Here is an 18,045-nt window from a genome sequence, read left to right as displayed (position 1 = left end):
CTAGCCTCCCCCAAGCAACAATCGAGGCACTCGGTTCGCTCCGAGCAAGATGCGAGGAACTCACAATGTATCAGGATTCCATCACGAATTTTGCCGAGGCGGGCGAGCACAAGGCGCTCATTGTCCGTACGCAGTTCTTCGCTTTCCTGATTGGAGCCGCCATGGCAGGCGCCTATATCGGCTTCGGCGATATCCTCATGTTCACCGCCGGCGCGCATGCCGACCCCGCCTGGGCTCATCTCGTCATGGGCGTGGTGTTTTCCTCGGCCCTGACAATCGTTGTGTTCGCGGGATCGGAGCTTTTTACCGGCACCGCGATGTATATGCCGCTCGCCGTTCTGACAGGACGTGCGCGCCCCTCCGACGTGATGCTTGTCTGGGCCAGCGCGTGGATCGGAAACCTGATCGGTGCCGTGATGCTTGCCGCCCTTTTCCATATGGCAGGTGGTGGCGTTCTTTTGGGCGATGGAAGCCAGGCGTTCTTTTCGGCGGTTTCGGCAAAGATGTCAGCAGGCTCTGTCGAACTCTTCGCGCGCGGTATCCTTTGCAACTGGCTGGTGTGCCTGGCAATCTGGATGGCAGGGCGCACAGATAACGCTGCAGCCAAGATCATGTTGATCTTCTGGCCGATCACAATTTTTGTGGCAGCTGGATACGAGCATTCGGTCGCCAACATGTTCACGTTCTCGATGGCTCTGCTTGGCGAGCATCCCGCAAACATCACCCTCACTGGCGCGATCCATAATCTGGTCTGGGTTACGCTTGGCAACCTGATCGGGGGTTCCGTGTTCATGGCGCTCGGCTATTGGTTACAGTTTCATAGCAGCGGGCACGTTTCGTTCGTGCCGCCAGCGGTAACTGCCCGTGCGAAGGTCCCAGCCGACCGAAACAGGAAGTGAACCCGCCATGGCCGACCAACTCGCTCTTACAAGTCTCAGCCCGTCGCCGCCGTCCAGTCGAGCACCAGTTGAAGAGGCCCCCAGTGCGAACCCACAACCCTCGACGACCACCGCGACAATGAAGCGCCTCGCCATTCCCCTTCTTGCGGTAACCGTCGTCGGTGGTAGCGTTGCCCTCGTCATGGCCGACTGGAACCAATGGGTGGCGGGCGCAGCCAGGCAATCGACCGATGACGCCGTCGTCAATGCCGATGTTTCCACACTCAGCTCGCAAGTGAGCGGCACGATAAAGAGCGTGCCCGTTGGCGACTATCAGCGGGTAATGAAGGGCCAGTTGCTCGCGCAGATCGATCCCCGCGAATTTGATGCCGCCGTCGAGGTCGCAAGGGCAAACCTTTCGTCCGCCAATGCCTCACTTGCAAACCTTGCCAACCAGATCGAATTGCAGAAGGCAGTCATTGAGGCCGCCGAAGCGCAAAACGCGTCGGCGCTCGCCGCCCAGACGCAGACAGAACTTGAGTTCCACCGGCAGACCAGTCTAGGGGATGCCACGTCGCAGCAACAACTGCAACAGGCACAAGCGGCTTATCTACAGGCCCAGGCCGCCGTGAAATCCACCGCGGCTGCGATCGATCAGCAAAAGGCCCAGCTCAAGGTACTTGATGGACAAGAACCCCTGCTGCACGCTCAGGTTGGCGCCGCACAGGGGAATCTCGACACCGCGCTCATTCATCAAGGCTATACGAGCATATATGCGCCCTTTGACGGCATCCTTGGGCGCAAACTAGTCCACGAAGGCGATTTCGTTGCAGCGGGCACCAGCGTCAATTCGGAAGTCCCGCTTCCGAACGTCTATGTCACGGCAAACTTCAAGGAAACACAGCTGGCTCATATGACGCCCGGACGCTCGGCAAGGATTTCGATAGACACATTTCCTGGCCAGACGCTCAGCGGCAAGGTTTCCAGGCTGTCGCCAGCAAGTGGTTCCATCTTCGCACTCCTTCCGCCCGACAACGCGACCGGTAACTACACCAAGGTTGTACAGCGCATTCCGGTCAGGATTGACCTCGACCCGGGCCAGCCGTTGATCGATAGGCTCAGGCCCGGGATGTCGGCGATCGTTGACGTCGATACAGCGGTAGAGACGAAGCCATGAGCCTCGCGCCGAGCGCCTTCGGTCCGGTGACAAGCGGCACCACTGCCAGCCGCCCACATCTCATTGTCGCTGCCCTTTTGCTCGCGTCCTTCGTGGTTGGTTTCGACACGAGGGTGTTTACCGTCGGCCTTCCAGACCTTCGAGGCGCCTACTCATTGGGGGTCGACGAGGCGTCCTGGCTGAGCACCATTGCCAACGCACCGCAAATCCTCATCTCATCGGCGGTGGCATGGCTCGCCACGGTATTTGGCGTGCGCCGGGTGATGATCCCTTCAACTCTCATCTACGCCTGCATCTCGTTTTCGATCCCCTTGGTGCATGACGGTTCGGCACTGTTTGCGCTTCATGCCGTACGAGCGCTCTTGCTGGGCTTCTTCATTCCCGCCACCATCATGGTGATCTTCCGCAATCTCGACATGAAGTACTGGCTGGTCGGAATAGCGATCTACGCGCTTCGGCTTCCTCTTTCGCAAAATCTCGGCTTCGTTCTCGTCGGCGTGTATGGCGATTACCTTGGCTGGCAATGGATGTACTGGCAGGACGTGATCGTAGCGCCGCTCATCGCGCTGTTGCTCATCATTGCGGCCCCGAAGGAAGAGATCAATGTCAGTCTGCTTGCAACGGCCGATTGGGGCGGAATGCTGCTTCTTGGTTCCTCAATGACGATGCTCTACGTCGCGCTTGACCAGGGAAACCGGCTCAATTGGTTTCAGTCGGGCATCGTCACATCGCTTTTTATCGGTGGTGCCATCCTTGCCATCGGATTCTTCATCAATGAGAACCTGGTGAAGTCTCCGTGGGCTCACGCCAGCGTCATCCTGTCGCGTAACATTGGAATCGGCTATGCCATCATCGTTGCCTTCACATTTTCGAGCTCGGGCGGATCGATCGTCATCCCGTCCTTTCTTCAGAACGTTGTCGGGCTGAGGCCAATCTCGATCGCAGAACTCTACGTTGTGGGAGCAGTTATTCCCGTTTTCGCCTTCATCACTCTGGCTGTGCACTTGCAGCGCCGGGTGGATTCCAGGGTGGGCATCCTCCTCGGTCTCGTGGCGATGGCAATCGGAGCCCTTCTGGGCTCAAGGTTGACGATTGAATGGTCACCGTGGAACTTTCTCCCCGTCGTTCTCCTGTTTACCGCCGGCCAGTCATTCACGTTCTTTTCGACGGTCGTCTATCTGCTTGCCAACACCGATCCGAAGCGTTCAACGGCTGCTTCCGCCTACATCCAGGTCATACGGCTCGGGAGTGCCGAACTGGCTGTCAGCATACTGAACACATGGCTGCGGCAACGCGAGCAATTTCACTCCAACATCCTAGGCGGTCCGATTGCGGCCTCGTCGCGCGATCTCCATGGTACGATCAGCAAGCTGGAAACACTGTTTGGCACCTCTGCTCGAGGAGGCCTGGAAGCCCTATCGGCAATCGCGACCGAGGTCCGCACACAAGCCTACGTCCTCGCCTATGCGGATGGTTTCGTGTTGTCGTTTTGGTTTGCAATTGCCGGCCTGCTGCTGGTCGCATTCATGGGAGCCATGCCATTTGGCCCATTGCATCCCGATTTTCAACGCGGGGCACGAAAGACCGTAGAGGAGAAGGCGGCTTGACCGGCTCGCAGCGGTGTGGGCACGATCCTTGAAACCGCAGTGCAATTGCCAGCGGCAAAAGAGCGCCCAGGATACAGTTGCATCGATATGGCAGACCACACCTATGTATAGGTTAGACCCGTCCCGAAACAGGGTATGCTCGCGACCAAATAGACTGGGGGAACAATGTCTATAGCGACAACTTTAATTCGGCCTCACGATACGGAGTGGGGTCACAGCGTGGCCTTCGGCCTGATCGCCATTGCGCTCGCAGCAGCCGTCTTCTATGTGGATACCTATACCGACATCGAGGGTGCCATCGCGGTTCTCTATGTCGTTGTCATGATTATCGCAGCCCAGGCAACAACGCGGCTAGGGCTCCTGATCACAGCAGCCGTCTGCGCCGGCCTCACCCTGCTCTCCTATGCCATGACGCATAGCGACGACGCCGACCTGCAATCAACAATCCGCCTGATCGTCTCCCTTGCAGCGTTGTTCGTCACTACCATCCTGCTTTTGAAGACAGAAACAGCGCGCCTTACGACGCTTGCCATCAACTCCGCCCTGAAGGAGAGCGAGGCCAGGTACCGCTCGATCTTCGATCGAACCCGCGTGGCACTCTGGGAACGTGATTATTCCAGGCTGCGCAACTATTTGATGAATATCAAGGCGCAGGGGGTGACTGACATCCGGGCGCACGCACATGCCAATCCAGCCTTCGTCGATCACTGCGTCGGCCTGATCGACGTCGTGGCTGCAAATGAAGCTGCGCGCGAGTTGATGGGGACACAGTCTTCGACACCCGACGCACTCAGGCGCTCGATCGTCCCCGGCAAGGCAAGTTTTGTTGATGTCTTGCAGGCTCTCTTGGATGGCGACAGGATATTTGAAGACAAGGTCGAGGTCAGGACCGAGGCTGGTGAAAACAAGCTCGTACTGCTTAGCATCAGCTTCCCGGAAGATCCGGCCGCTTTCAATCGCGTGGTCGTGAGCATGGTCGACGTAACCCAGCGCGAAATGGCTTTAAAGGCGCTTGCCGAAGCACAAGCCGAACTGACAAAGGCATCGAAGGCCGCAACGGTCGGTGCGATGTCGGCATCGCTTGCCCATGAGCTCAACCAGCCGCTTGGTGCTATCGTCGTCAACTCGCAGACCCTGCTGAGATGGCTCGACCGTGACCCGCCGGATCTTGCTGCAGTGCGCCGTTCCGCCGAGCGCATGATCCGCGATAGTCAGCGTGCAAGCGAGATCATTCAGAACACGCGCAATCTCCTGTCCCCTTCAAGCAACACGCTTGAGACCATCAGCCTGGAAAGCCTCATCGACGAGACGATGGCGCTGATGGAGCATGAACTGCAGCGGAGCGGAACAACCGTACTCGTTGATCGCTCCCCTCAGCTGCCAGCGGTCGCAGCGGTCAAGATCGAGTTGCAGCAGGTCCTCATCAACCTGATCACGAACGCTATTCAGGCGATGGACGAGAACAAGAGCCCCAAGCGAACCATCAAGATTGCAGCAGAGCGGCCTGACATCGAGCATGTCCGCATCGCAGTTCGTGACACCGGCCCTGGAATCGCCGAAGGTGTGAAAGACAAACTGTTTTCGCCTTTCTTTACGACGAAGGCGACCGGCATGGGCATGGGGCTTTCTATCTGCCGCAGCACTCTGGAAGCACGCGGCGGCAGATTGGAGGGAAGCAATCATCGTGAAGGTGGGGCGATCTTTGAAATGTACCTGCTGATCAAGCCGGAGATGGAACATGCCTGATAAACGCGAGCGCCGAAACGAACCGCTTGGACCTGTCATTTTCATTGTCGATGATGACCAGTCGATGCGCGAGGCTCTGACGGACCTTTTCCGATCGATGAAATTCGATGCAGAGGCATTCGAAAGCGCAGCGAATTTCCTGGAGATGGCGAACTTCAACCGTCCAGGCTGCATTCTCCTCGACGTCCGCTTGCCTGGCGTTAGCGGCCTGGATTTCCAGACACAGTTGGAGCGTATTGGCAACAAGATGCCTATCATCTTCATGACCGGCTTTGGCGACATTCCAATGAGCGTGAAGGCAATGAAGGCTGGTGCCGTCGACTTTCTGACCAAACCATTCAAGGATCAGGACATTCTTGACGCAGTTGCGACGGCGATGGAACGCGATTCCGCCCGCCGGCGCCAAAATGCTCAAAGCGAAGCGGTTGCCTCCCTCGCGGAAAGCCTAACCCCGCGCGAGCGCGAAGTCATGCAAGCCGTCGTCAAGGGATTGATGAACAAGCAGATCGCCTATGCGCTCGGCATCAGCGAAGTCACCGTAAAATTGCACCGAGGCAACGTAATGCGGAAAATGGACGTCCGTTCGGTTGCCGAACTGGTGAGGAAGACCGAAATGCTGGGCGAAGAGGTACGACCACCTGTATCTTAGTATGGTATCTTTGAATCGGGCACGAGCGCATAACTGGAACTACCAAAAAGCAAGAAAAGGTCGGTTCATTGCCCCCAGTACCTACCATAGCCGTTGTCGATGACGATCAGGCCATCCGTGAAGCTATGGATGATCTCGTCAAGTCCTTCGGTTACGAGTGCCGTTTGTTCGCCTCGGCGGAAGAATTCCTAGCATTCGAGCCGCGATCTGCAATCGATTGCATGCTCGTCGACGTCAAGATGCCCGGCCTGAGCGGGATTGAACTGCAGGCCGAGTTGAACAAGCACTCCGAGCGTCCCCCGATGATCTTTGTCACCTCGTACAAGGATGAGCGGACGCGCAACACGGCAATGAACGGTGGCGCGTTCGCGTTTCTGGGAAAGCCGGTCGATATCGAAAAGCTGATCGGTTGCCTGGAGTCCGCGCTCGCGGCCTGAGACCAAAAGCCCCGTTAAAACGCAAGGGTTACGCCCGAAGTTTCAACACGCGGTAACGGCGGTCCCTTGAGACTGGCGCTGAGGAGTGCATCACCACGCCGGTGTTTGCAGATAACTGCCCAGACAGGCCGTCTGGGCACGTGGCTTCACGTCGCCTGTTTCGGGCTTGTCCCGGGCAGACCAGCACAAGGAGACAAGATGATGTTTTCATTCACGAACACCCACCTGTCTGAGACCGACGGAAAGCTGTCGCTGAGCGTCAGCCTCCTTAATCACCTGTCGCGCCGATCATACACGTTTCGGTGCGAGCTTCGACGCTGCGAACCTGTTCAGCCGACCGACGTTGCCACCTTCGACAAGCGGCTGGAGTCGTTGCGCAGATCGATCGACAACTCCTTCTCCGACAACTAGCCTCCCGAGCATTCTCATAAACCAATCGCCCCCTCTGAGCGGGTCGAATGGTCATCGGTGCACGGTCTTCCGTCAGGTGACATCAACCGCGTTCAGGCGATGGCCAACAAGCACCGTTGTCGGACGTCCAGACCACAATCCAAACCTTTCCGGTTGTCATTACCTCCTGGCAAATGGTTGAACGTGTCCTCAGGAATTGGGTCACAAGCCAGGAAACTCATACCTTTCGCGAAGCTGATTAGACCTGCGTATAGGTGCGTCGATGCCGCTTCGGCCCTACCCTCTCGTCATGACCAACTTGACAGGAGGGCATTATGCTCCGCTTCAAAATCAGACCGACTGTCCCGGCTCACGTGCTGTACGCCATCGTCAAGTTCCTCTCGTTCCTATTCAAAGACGCCATCGAGGTGAGCGCCCAACATTCCAACTGGCTGTGGGCCAAGCCGCGGTATGTGCCTGTCCGCATCCACGATTCCCGTCACCGCTGACACAGCCCCTGGATTGTCCGGAGCCTGGCAATGACAACAATTCGCACCATTCCGACCCCTCGCAAGCATGGTTGGTCGCTGACGCAATTCGCTATCATCACGCTGGCGGCCGCGTGTGTATCGGCAGCACTGTTTTGGGTTGCCGGAACCGAGCCGACTGCGGCAGCACCGGCGCCTGACGTCCAGACAGTACCGGTACAGGTCACAAAGCCGACTTTGGAAGACGTACCGGTCTATCTCGATGGAATCGGTACGGTGCAGGCAAACTTCACCGTGAACATTACGACCCGCGTCGACGGTGAACTCCAGAGCGTCCTTTTCAAGGAAGGCGCCCCGGTGAAGAAGGGAGACCTTCTCGCCGTCATCGATCCTCGTCCCTATCAGGCCGCTTCAGATCAGGCAGCTGCTAAAATTAAACAGGACCAGGCCGATCTTGCGAATGCGCAGTATTTGCTTTCGAAGGACCAGAAGCTGGCCCAGCAGCAGATCACAACCCAGGAGACAGTGGAACAGCAGCAGAGCCAGGTAGCCAGTCTTGTTGCTCAATTGGCTCAAGACCAGGCCGCCAAGGAGGCCGCCGACGTTTCTTTGTCCTACACTGAGATCATGTCACCGATCGATGGTCGCGCAGGAATCAGGCTAATCGATGCAGGAAATCAGGTCCATACGACCGATACGACACCTATCGTTACCATCACGCAAATCCAGCCAATCACTGTCGTGTCCACGCTTCGGGAGGACGATCTCGGAGCTGTCCGCGACGCAATGAAATCCGGTCCTGTTGAGGTTGCCGCACTTTCGATGGATCAATCCCGTTCGCTGGCAACCGGTGTTCTTTCCGTTATCAACAATGTCATTGATCAGAACAGCGGCACGGTACGGATCAAGTCGACGTTCCAAAATCAGGACGATGCCCTTTGGCCCGGGCAACTGGTGCTGCTGAGGGTGACACAGAAGACACTGCATCAGGCTGTCACGATCCCGTCGTCAGCGCTGCAGCGGGGCGCCAACGGCTTCTTCGTCTATACGATCGACGCCAAAGGCAACGCGACGGTCTGCAAGGTGACTGTTGGACCGATCGAAAACGGGCGCGCCGTCATAACAAATGGCCTGACCGGCAACGAGCAGGTTGTGACCGCGGGTCAGTACCGCCTTGATGCGGGAACGCGTGTGTCCGTGCAGCCGGCTTCACCCACTGCGACATCCGGGGAGTAGCACGATGTCTATCTCCACGTGGTTCATTCACCGGCCGATCGCAACTTCATTGCTTATGGCTGCACTTCTTGTGATCGGGGTTGTCGCCTACCCGCTTCTGCCCGTTGCCCCTCTGCCGCAAGTCGATTTTCCGACCATCCAGGTATCGACGCAGCTGCCGGGTGCAGATCCAAAGACGATGGCGTCGTCCGTAACGCAGCCCCTTGAGCGGCAATTCGGTCAGATCCCAGGCGTCACGCAAATGACGTCCACGAGTACTCTCGGCAGCAGCTCCATCACCCTTCAGTTCGACCTTTCGCGTAACATCGACAGCGCCGCGCAGGATGTGCAAACCGCGATCAACGCTGCAGGCGGACAGCTTCCGACGGGACTGCCTTCGCCACCTACCTATCGAAAGGTCAACCCTGCCGATCCCCCCATCATGGTGCTGGCGCTGACGTCGGACACTTTACCGCTTACACAGGTCGATGACTATGCCGAGAGCGTTCTTGCGCAGCACATCAGCCAGATCAACGGTGTCTCTCAGGTCTTGGTCTTCGGTCAACAGAAACCCTCCGTGCGGATTCAGGTCGACCCGCGAAAGATCGCAGATATAGGACTTTCGCTCGAAGACGTCAGGACGGCGGTCACAGGCATCACGACGGACGCGCCCAAGGGAAGTGTTCAAGGGGCAGAGCGGACCTTCACGATCTACGACAATGATCAGCTATTAGACGCGGCCCCATGGAATGATGCGATCATTGCATATCGCAACGGCGCGCCGGTGCGCATCAGCGACGTTGGTCAGGCGATCGACGGTCCGGAGAACACGCAGCTTGCGGCCTGGGCTAACGGCAAGCACGCAATCCTGCTTCCGATCTTCAAGCTGCCCGGTGCAAACGTCATCAACACAGTCGAGCAGATCAAGGCGACACTGCCACAGATACAAGCGATCGCGCCTGCTGCGATCCACCTTTCGATCTTGAGCGATCGAACAGTCACAATCCGCGCCTCGGTACTCGACGTCGAAAAGACTCTGATGATTACCGTTGTGTTGGTCGTGATGGTGATCTTTCTGTTTTTGCGCAATCTTTGGGCGACCGTCATCCCGAGCGTCACACTCCCATTAGCCCTGCTGGCGACACTGGCGCTGATGTATGTCGCCGGATTCAGCCTCGATAATCTGTCGCTGTTGGGACTGAGCATTGCCACCGGCTTCGTCGTCGATGACGCAATCGTCATGGTCGAGAACATTCACCGCCATATGGAGATGGGGAAGTCGCCGACGCAGGCTGCAATCGACGGTGCGAGCGAAATCGGCTTCACCATCATTTCGATCAGTATCTCGCTCGTTGCCGTCTTCATACCGCTGCTGCTAATGGGCGGCATCGTCGGAGAGCTGTTTCGTGAGTTCGCCATTACGGTGACATTGACGATCGGCATTTCCGCACTTGTTTCACTGACCATCACGCCGATGATGGGAGCAAGGTTTCTCAGGGATGAGAGCGCGTCCAGCCATGGCGCGCTATATATGGCGTTCGAACATGCCTTCGACCTGCTCCTTGCCGGCTATCACCGGACACTGGATATTGCCTTGCGCCACCATCGCGTGACGATGCTCGCGTTCCTCGCATCGCTGGCGGCGACGGGCTACCTCTTCATCAATATCCCGAAGGGGTTTTTTCCGACCCAGGACACCGGCCTGATAACGGGAATCCTCGAGGCTTCCCAGGATATCTCGTTCGCCGAGATGTCGCGACATCAGATCGAGGCAGGCGACATCATCGCCAGTGATCCCGGCGTTGCGACAATTGGCATGGCAGTAGGAAGCGGCTCGGGCCAGACGGTGAACACTGGCCGAATGTTCATTACCCTTAAGCCCCTCGACGAGCGGGACGCATCCGCCAGCGAGATCATCAACCGTCTGCGACCTAGGCTTGCAAAGATGGAAGGTGCGCAGGTCTTCCTGCAACCGGCACAGGATATCAATGTGGGTGGAAGAAGCTCGGCGACACAATTTCAATACACATTGCAGGATGGGAACACTGAGGAGTTGGACGACTGGGCAGACAAACTGCTCGCCAAATTCAAGACGTTGCCTGAGCTTGCCGACGTGGCAACAGACCAGCAGAACGGAGGCGCTACTGTAACCCTCAAGATTGATCGGGATGGCGCCTCTCGCTATGGCATTTCGCCACAGACCATCGACAACACGCTCTATGATGCGTTCGGTCAACGTCAGGTCACGCAGTACTTCACAGATCTGAACAGCTACCACGTCGTACTCGAGCTGGCGCCACAGTTCCAGAATTCGCCGCTCGCAATCAACGGCATCTACATCAAGTCGCCGCTAACAGGCGAGGAGGTACCGCTCAATCAACTGGTCACACAAACGACCGAGCCTACCGCAGTTCTTGCGGTCAACCATCAGAGCCAATTTCCTTCGGTGACCTTGTCCTTCAACCTTAGTAAGGGCGTGGCACTCAGCCAGGCGGTAGCTGCGATTACCAAAGCCGAAATAGAGATGGGCAAGCCGGCCACCTTGATCGGCAGTTTCCAAGGCAATGCGCAGGCCTATCAAAGCTCGCTGGCGAGCGAACCACTGCTCGTGCTTGCCGCTCTCGCCGTGATCTACCTGATCCTTGGGGTGCTCTACGAGAGCTATGTCCACCCCTTGACTATCCTTTCGACGCTTCCTTCTGCCGGTCTTGGAGCGCTGGCGATGCTGTGGCTGTTTGGATTTGATTTTACCGTGATAGCGCTGATCGGGGTCATTCTGCTGATTGGGATCGTCAAAAAGAACGGCATCATGATTGTCGACTTCGCCATCGCAGCGCAGCGTCAAGACGGGTTATCGCCGGAAGCAGCAATCCGGCAGGCCTGCCTGCTGCGTTTCCGTCCGATCATAATGACCACTTGCGCGGCACTGCTTGCAGGCGTGCCATTGATGATCGGTCACGGCACAGGTTCAGAGCTTCGCCAGCCGCTCGGATACGCGCTCGTCGGTGGTTTGCTGATCAGCCAGGTCATGACGCTCTACACGACACCTGTCGTCTTCCTCTACCTCGAAAGACTCAGCGAACTCATCAGTCGGAAACGCCGCTCCGTTACCGGTGCAGAGGCACCGGCGGAATAGTTCCTAACCCATCCATGTCAAAGGAGTGACAGCTATGGAGCCTCTATCACGACGCACAGTGCTTGCCCTTGGAGCAATGGGAGGCACCGCACTCGCGGCTGGCGCTGCCCATGCTGCCAGTTTCGGCAATCCGGATCAGCCGGCCGAGGGTGCCATCAACGCCAATCCCGCGGGCCTTTCGGATCCCGGTCCAAAGAATCCTGCGATCGGCGAGCAATTCCCCTCGTTTCAAAGCCCCCCGGCAACAGATGTTGGCGACATGCAATTGTTCTGGGGATCGTTCAACAATGCTGCAAAGCGCATTCAGAATGGCGGCTGGGCGCGCCAAGTGACCAAGTCGGACTTTGCGATCTCCGATGCGGTTTCCGGCGTCAACATGCGCCTCGGCCCCGGTGGAATCCGGGAAATGCACTGGCACCGCGCCGCCGAGTGGGCGATCATGACCAATGGGCGCTGCCGTGTAACGGTCCTTGATGCTCAGGGGCGGGCCTACGTCCAGGATGTAGAAGCAGGTGACCTTTGGTATTTTCCAGCCGGCTTCCCGCATTCGCTGCAGGGGCTTGGACCCGACGGTTGCGAGTTTGTGATCGTCTTTGACGAGGGCGATCAGTCGGAATACGGCACGTTGCTCCTAACTGACTGGTTGGCTCACACGTCACCGGAGCTGCTGGCCAAGAATTTCGGCGTTCCCCAGAATACCTTCAAGAACATTCCATTGCAGGATCTCTGGATCTTCCAGGGCAAAGAGCCCGGACCGCTTTCTGCAGATCAGAAGGCAGTAGCATCGGCAGGTTTGCCTCCCTACCCCTTCACGTACAGACTGACAGCCTCGGTCCCATTGAAGCAGAATGCATCAGGAACGCTCCAACTCGCCGACAGCAATTCCTTCAAAGTATCCAAGACGATTGCAGCGGCGATCGAGACGATCAAGCCCGGCGCAGTGCGTGAGATGCATTGGCATCCGAACGCAGACGAATGGCAATATTGGATCAAGGGCGAGGGTCGCATGACGGTGTTCGACGCCGGCCCCCGGAGCCAGACCGCAGATTTCCGGCCAGGCGACATTGGCTATGTCAAGAAAAGCCAAGGGCATATTATTGAGAACACCGGCAAGACGGATCTGCAATTCGTAGCCGTCTTCAAGGTGGCAGAGTACCAGGAGGTTGGCCTATCGTCGTGGCTGACGCACACACCCGCCGCGCTCGTGGCGCAGCACCTCAATGTCAGCCTTGCCGATATCGCCAAGTTTCCGGCAGATCAGCCGGGCATCATGCCGCGCTGAACCCAATCCTCGCGCTTCCATTCACCGCGATGCCGATCAGAGGGCGAGCCCCTCAGATCGGCTTTCGATCTTGAGCGGATGCCCCCGCAAGCGCGTGCTCCAAAACTCGTCCCCTGCCTAGACCATCGTTCAGGTCGACTAGACCGACAGATGATGCCGCCCCCCAGGATTGGCCGGCATTCTTGGATCATCACGATCCCGATACGCTCAATGCAAGCTGTGGACCCAGGAGACGACCATGTTCAAGGCACTACTGATGGCAGTAGCACTCACGCTTTCACTGGCGCTTGCCAGCAGCGCCGAAGCAGCACTGGAAGCAACAGTCAACGAGGCTCCGGTTTTGACGACACAAAGCGTCGTTCTCTCCTTCTCTGATCAGGTGGATGCGGATCGATCAACAGTACGCGTGTTCACTCCTTCCGGACACGAAATAGCGATTGAAGATTTGCGTACTGGTGGTCACGGTACAGACCTCGTTGCGCCGATAAAGATCCAGCTATCACCTGGTGTGTACCGCGTCCTCTGGCGGGCTGTCTCCCGCAATGGGCGCACGAGTTCAGGCACGTCGGAGCTAATGGTTCCATCCGACAGCGCCAGGCGTGGATCCGCGGCCTCAGATCACTGAACACCAGTATCCGCCATCCCGTAAAGTTTCAGCGAGCTCAGATAAATGGACAACGCGCTCTTCCTCTCGCGGTTACAATTTGCGTTTACCGTGTCGTTCCATATCATTTTTCCCGCCTTCACCGTGGGTCTGGCCGCCTGGCTGACATTTCTTGAAGCCCTTCGGCTCTGGACGGGGCGCGGCCTTTATCGCCGCCTGTTCGACTTCTGGCTGAAGATCTTCGCAATAGCCTTCGGCCTTGGCGTTGTCAGCGGCATCGTCATGGCGTTCCAGTTCGGCACCAACTGGAGCGAGCTCTCCCTGAAATCCGGAGCAATTCAGGGACCCCTGCTGGGGTACGAGAGTTTTACCGCATTTGCGCTTGAGGCAAGCTTCTTCGGCATCATGATCTTCGGTCGAGAAAGGGTACCAGCGTGGTTCTATCTCTTCGCGTGTGCGATGGTGACGCTCGGGACCAGCCTTTCGTCATTCTGGATCATGGTCAATAATTCCTGGATGCAGTGGCCGGTAGGTTTCGAGACAAACGCCGAGGGCGTATTCGTGCCTACCAACTGGGCGGCGATCATCTTCAGCCCGGTCGTCTGGGTCCGCTTTCCGCACATGCTTCTTGCCGCCTATGTGACGACATCCTTCTGCGTCGCCGCAACGGGTGCATGGTATCTGCTGGGCCAACGGCTCAACGAGGAAGGAGTTGCCATGGTTCGCATGGGGCTTGGGCTGGCCGCTATTCTGGTTCCATTACAGATTGCCTTTGGTCATCTGACGGGCGACTACGTTCACGACAAGCAACCTGCGAAGTTTGCGGCCATCGAGGGCCGCTGGGAAAACGAGAAGCCGGCGGCCGAGGTGTTGATCGCATGGCCAAACCAGAGCGCCGAGGCAAACGACTTTTCGCTCAGCATTCCCTATCTCGGTAGCTTTATCGGATCTATGAGCTTTACGTCGGAGGAAGTCGGGCTTAAGTCCTTCCCCGTCAACCAACGACCTCCGGTTCTAATTCCATTCTTCGCGTTTCGCGCAATGGTTGGCTGTGGCTTGCTGATGCTTGCACTCGCCTGGTACGGCTCCTGGGCCACTTACCGGCAATCGTTGACCAGCAGGCGCTGGCTCCTATGGGCGCTGTTTTTCAGCTTTCCGCTCGGCTTCATTGCAACATTGACCGGGTGGTTTACGGCTGAGGTCGGTCGACAGCCCTGGGCGGTCTATGGTGTGTTACGCACCGCAGACGCTGTCACGCCCTCTCTAACCACGCCCGAAGTTGCGATCAGTCTTGCCGTATTCGCGATGATCTATCTCACGATCTTCGTTGCTGGTGTCGCCTACGTTTACCGCATGCTATGTGCCGGTCCCGATCCAGTAGCCGAGGAAATTGATGAGAACGCGAATCCGAAACGCCCTTTGGCCATAGCCCAAAGCCACCCTAACCTCGCGGAGTAGATCCGATGATTGATTTCTGGGCTGCTGCACTCGCACTCACGCTGCTTCTTTACGTGCTCCTTGACGGTTTCGATCTTGGAATAGGAATTCTTTTCGGATTGACGCGATCCGAAAGCCACAAGCATGAAATGGTTTCCGCGATCTCGCCAATTTGGGACGGTAACGAGACCTGGTTGGTCCTGACAGGAACGATCCTGTTCGGCGCCTTCCCGGTGGTCTATTCGTTGCTGCTCAGTGCCTACTATATTCCAATCTTCCTCATGCTTGGAGCGCTCATCTTTCGAGGGGTTGCCTTCGAATTTCGCGAAAGAAGCACGAGGCTCCGCTGGCTTTGGGATTCAGGATTTGTCGCTGGCTCGCTTGTGGCCGCTTTCGTACAGGGTGCAACGGTCGGTGCGTTAGTGGGCGGTTTACCGAACGACCACGGTCGCTTTACCGGCCACATGTTCGGCTGGCTGTCGCCGTTCTCCATACTCTGCGGTATCGGCCTTTGCATTGGCTATGCGTTGATTGGAGCTGGCTGGCTAGTTAAGAAAACCGAAGGAGAAACACGCGCGGTAGCCTATCGGCAGATTCCTCGCCTTCTTCTTGGCCTACTGGCATTCTTGGCGATTGCTTTCGTCTATAGCTTGATTGAGAACCTTCCGGTGATGGCACGGTGGTTCGATCGGCCAGTACTCTTTGTCTTCCCGCTATTCGGCTTCTTGGGTGTCGTGGCGATCTGTTACGGCACGCGGACGAAGAAGGATTCGCTCCCATTTGCCGGTGCTGTAATCCTGTTCATGTCCGCCTTTGGAACGCTGGCCGTCTCGTTCCTGCCCTACATGGTGCCATTCTCGCTGACCATCAAGCAGGCCGCAGCACCGGCATCGGCATTAAGTTTCATGTTCTGGGGCGCCGGAGTGTTCGTTCTGCCGCTGACCCTCGCCTACACTGTCCTTGTCTACCATCTGTTCAAAGGGAAAGTCCGAAGAGGTCAGGAATATCATTGAGACGCGACAAGACAACAAGTGGCCGCAAAGCGGACCTGGGCCATGAGGGGCTTGTCAGGGCAAATGGGGATCGGACGGTGATGAACTTGAGGTGCCGCCCATCAAACAGGTGGGCTCTAACGCCCTCAGCCTATTTTGTATAGCTGACCGATGTTAGGCCCAATTGCTATACGCTCCACACCGGTGAAAACTTCATAGTCGGAGCCCCGCACGAGACCGACGAGTGTCATCCCTGCTTCTTCAGCCGCGCGTATGGCAAGTGCCGTTGGAGCGGAGATTGCAATCAGCACCGGGCTGCCGAGGATTGCCGATTTCTGGACCATTTCGACGGAGATGCGGCTCGTGACCACAACAGCCCCATGCTGTCCACTTGCGCCGCTCCGCATCACGGCGCCGCAGAGCTTGTCGAGTGCATTGTGCCGCCCAACATCCTCGCGAACCGCGAGCAGCCCCGCGCCCGGCACATAAAAACCAGCGCCATGGACAGCACGTGTCTCATGATGGAGTGGCTGGGCGCCATTGAGCAGGAAAACCGCGTCAGCCAGATCGTCGCCTGTGAGGGCGAGGCGTGAATCTGACACATCGGGTACTTTCCGAACGGCTTGCTCGATGGACTCGATGCCGCAAAGACCGCACCCGACGGGACCCGCCATGCTACGCCGACGCGCACGCAGAGCCTGTGTGACATCCTCCGTGAGGAATATCTGGACATCGATCCCGAGTTCGGTCTCGACGACATCGATCGAGGCAATCTCGCTGGCGTCGCCTATTATTCGTTCGGTAAGGCTGAAGCCGATCGCGAAATCTTCAAGGTCGCCCGGTGTTGCCATCATCACGGCATGCGATGAGCCGGCGTATGAAATTGCTATCGGCACTTCCTCCGGCACGGTACGCATTCCCGTCGACAACACAGCGTTTCGATAGGAAAGACGACTGACCGGGACGGAGAGTAGACGCGCGTCCGACATAAGGTCATTGCCCCTAGAGCGACGGAGGCCGCTTAAGCAGACGCTGCAGCGTTCGTCGATGCATCGACAACTGACGCGCCGCACGTGCCACATTGGAACCGCACGATGCATAGACCTCTCTAATATGCTCGTGACGGATGCTGTTAGGGGCCGGGAAGGATGGCGGGAGCGTCAGGTAGTTGGCATGCTTATTCAAGAGAATACCGACCAATAGGTCGACATCGGTCGGCTTGGGCAGCACATCGCTGGCACCCGACTTGATTGCACTCACGGCGTTGGAGAGGTTGCAGAACCGGCTGTGGACCAGTGTGCGACAGCGCGGATAGCTATTGGCAATTGCCTCGACAAGGTCCAGACCGTCCCCGTCATCCAGGACAAGTTCAACAATGGCGAAGGACACCGTCCTTTCTCGCAGGTGCCGCTTCGCCGCATCCGCGGTGTCAGCAAGGCACACGTGCAGCCCACTTTGAACCAGGCGCTCGACGAGCGGCGAGGTCGGACCGACATCGGGATCAGCAATCAGGACCGCGGTTCGTCTTGTCGCAGCCGGATGTTCGCTCGAATGAATCAGATCAGCTGGCGCCATCGCTATCCCCTTTGCTTGAGTTTGCATGAAGTGTAGGAGGACAACGCGATGGCAGATACTATACATACGGTTAGATCGGCTAAAACACTTGTACACGCCGTTCCCGGCTAACGCCCGCCAAGAAAGGTTCCGAGTGGCCATTCCGCCGGGCAGTTGAGCCAAAGTCACCCGAAGCTTTTTCTGAGATCCTCCGCGATGATGCACCGGCGTGTCCCATATCTCGCCGTCGGGAAGATGCCACAGGTGAGTGAATAGAACTAAATTTGTAAGCACGATGCGCCCAGCGAATTACACCTGTAGCACCCTTGGAGTGCTCCCCGTTTCGCCGGACAGGTCAGCTATTGAGATGAAGCGTTGATGAACTCCCTTGGGGAAGCCATCTTCAGCGCTGAATGTGGATGGATTTCGTTGTAATCCTCGATCCATCCGTCG

The 18,045-nt window shown here is 57.5% G+C and carries 17 protein-coding genes; 14 read left to right on the top strand and 3 right to left on the bottom strand.

Annotated features, from left to right (window positions below):
• The first annotated feature begins 65 nt into the window (after nucleotides 1–65).
• The 14 genes from JNB88_RS08675 to cydB all read left to right on the top strand — a co-directional run bounded on the left by JNB88_RS08675 (nucleotide 66) and on the right by cydB (nucleotide 16,059).
• Nucleotides 66–899 carry a formate/nitrite transporter family protein gene (locus tag JNB88_RS08675; RefSeq protein ID WP_037136786.1) on the top strand — a complete coding sequence of 278 codons (834 nt, stop codon included), beginning with the start codon at nucleotides 66–68 and terminating at the stop codon, nucleotides 897–899.
• Between the two features lie 7 nt (nucleotides 900–906).
• A complete protein-coding gene (locus tag JNB88_RS08670; RefSeq protein WP_220355100.1) occupies nucleotides 907–2,055 on the top strand; it encodes an HlyD family secretion protein in 1,149 nt (382 codons plus the stop codon).
• Complete coding sequence (locus JNB88_RS08665) at nucleotides 2,052–3,662, top strand: MFS transporter (protein WP_220355099.1); 1,611 nt, start codon at nucleotides 2,052–2,054, stop codon at nucleotides 3,660–3,662. The genes JNB88_RS08670 and JNB88_RS08665 overlap by 4 nt, the downstream gene beginning before the upstream one ends.
• A gap of 165 nt (nucleotides 3,663–3,827) precedes the next feature.
• Nucleotides 3,828–5,408, top strand: a complete 1,581-nt coding sequence (locus tag JNB88_RS08660; protein ID WP_220355098.1) for a sensor histidine kinase — start codon at nucleotides 3,828–3,830, stop codon at nucleotides 5,406–5,408.
• Complete coding sequence (locus JNB88_RS08655; protein ID WP_037136793.1) at nucleotides 5,401–6,057, top strand: response regulator transcription factor; 657 nt, start codon at nucleotides 5,401–5,403, stop codon at nucleotides 6,055–6,057. The genes JNB88_RS08660 and JNB88_RS08655 overlap by 8 nt, the downstream gene beginning before the upstream one ends.
• Before the next feature lie 68 nt (nucleotides 6,058–6,125).
• The gene (locus JNB88_RS08650) at nucleotides 6,126–6,494 is read left to right on the top strand and encodes a response regulator transcription factor (protein WP_037136795.1); all 369 of its coding nucleotides are present in this window, start codon (nucleotides 6,126–6,128) and stop codon (nucleotides 6,492–6,494) included.
• A 198-nt stretch (nucleotides 6,495–6,692) separates the two neighbouring features.
• Nucleotides 6,693–6,905, top strand: a complete 213-nt coding sequence (locus tag JNB88_RS08645; protein ID WP_220355097.1) for a hypothetical protein — start codon at nucleotides 6,693–6,695, stop codon at nucleotides 6,903–6,905.
• 314 nt (nucleotides 6,906–7,219) lie between these two features.
• Nucleotides 7,220–7,393: a hypothetical protein gene (locus tag JNB88_RS08640; RefSeq protein WP_220355096.1), complete on the top strand. Its 174-nt coding sequence runs from the start codon at nucleotides 7,220–7,222 to the stop codon at nucleotides 7,391–7,393.
• Nucleotides 7,394–7,423: 30 nt separating this feature from the next.
• Nucleotides 7,424–8,608 carry an efflux RND transporter periplasmic adaptor subunit gene (locus JNB88_RS08635; RefSeq protein ID WP_220355095.1) on the top strand — a complete coding sequence of 395 codons (1,185 nt, stop codon included), beginning with the start codon at nucleotides 7,424–7,426 and terminating at the stop codon, nucleotides 8,606–8,608.
• Nucleotides 8,609–8,612: 4 nt separating this feature from the next.
• Nucleotides 8,613–11,723, top strand: a complete 3,111-nt coding sequence (locus JNB88_RS08630) for an efflux RND transporter permease subunit (RefSeq protein WP_220355094.1) — start codon at nucleotides 8,613–8,615, stop codon at nucleotides 11,721–11,723.
• A gap of 34 nt (nucleotides 11,724–11,757) precedes the next feature.
• On the top strand, nucleotides 11,758–13,005 hold the full coding sequence (locus JNB88_RS08625; RefSeq protein ID WP_220355093.1) for an oxalate decarboxylase family bicupin: 1,248 nt from the start codon (nucleotides 11,758–11,760) through the stop codon (nucleotides 13,003–13,005).
• Nucleotides 13,006–13,243: 238 nt separating this feature from the next.
• Nucleotides 13,244–13,630, top strand: a complete 387-nt coding sequence (locus tag JNB88_RS08620; RefSeq protein WP_220355092.1) for a copper resistance CopC family protein — start codon at nucleotides 13,244–13,246, stop codon at nucleotides 13,628–13,630.
• Nucleotides 13,631–13,675: 45 nt separating this feature from the next.
• Nucleotides 13,676–15,067, top strand: coding sequence for a cytochrome ubiquinol oxidase subunit I (locus JNB88_RS08615; protein WP_220355091.1), 1,392 nt, complete (start codon nucleotides 13,676–13,678; stop codon nucleotides 15,065–15,067).
• A 5-nt stretch (nucleotides 15,068–15,072) separates the two neighbouring features.
• On the top strand, nucleotides 15,073–16,059 hold the full coding sequence (cydB, locus tag JNB88_RS08610; protein ID WP_220355090.1) for a cytochrome d ubiquinol oxidase subunit II: 987 nt from the start codon (nucleotides 15,073–15,075) through the stop codon (nucleotides 16,057–16,059).
• Between the two features lie 125 nt (nucleotides 16,060–16,184).
• On the opposite strand, the gene fdhD is transcribed toward cydB, so the two are convergent.
• From fdhD to JNB88_RS08595, 3 genes are all read right to left on the bottom strand, one after another.
• Nucleotides 16,185–17,027, bottom strand: coding sequence for a formate dehydrogenase accessory sulfurtransferase FdhD (gene fdhD / locus JNB88_RS08605; RefSeq protein ID WP_220355089.1), 843 nt, complete (start codon nucleotides 17,025–17,027; stop codon nucleotides 16,185–16,187).
• Between the two features lie 13 nt (nucleotides 17,028–17,040).
• Nucleotides 17,041–17,613, bottom strand: coding sequence for a response regulator transcription factor (locus tag JNB88_RS08600; RefSeq protein ID WP_220355088.1), 573 nt, complete (start codon nucleotides 17,611–17,613; stop codon nucleotides 17,041–17,043).
• Nucleotides 17,614–17,951: 338 nt separating this feature from the next.
• Nucleotides 17,952–18,045: integrase core domain-containing protein (locus JNB88_RS08595; RefSeq protein ID WP_220355436.1), on the bottom strand; the 94-nt coding region annotated here is incomplete at its 5' end.

Source organism: Rhizobium cauense, from assembly GCF_019511525.1.
Taxonomy (GTDB): domain Bacteria; phylum Pseudomonadota; class Alphaproteobacteria; order Rhizobiales; family Rhizobiaceae; genus Rhizobium; species Rhizobium cauense.
This window is presented reverse-complemented; position numbering and strand designations above follow the sequence as displayed.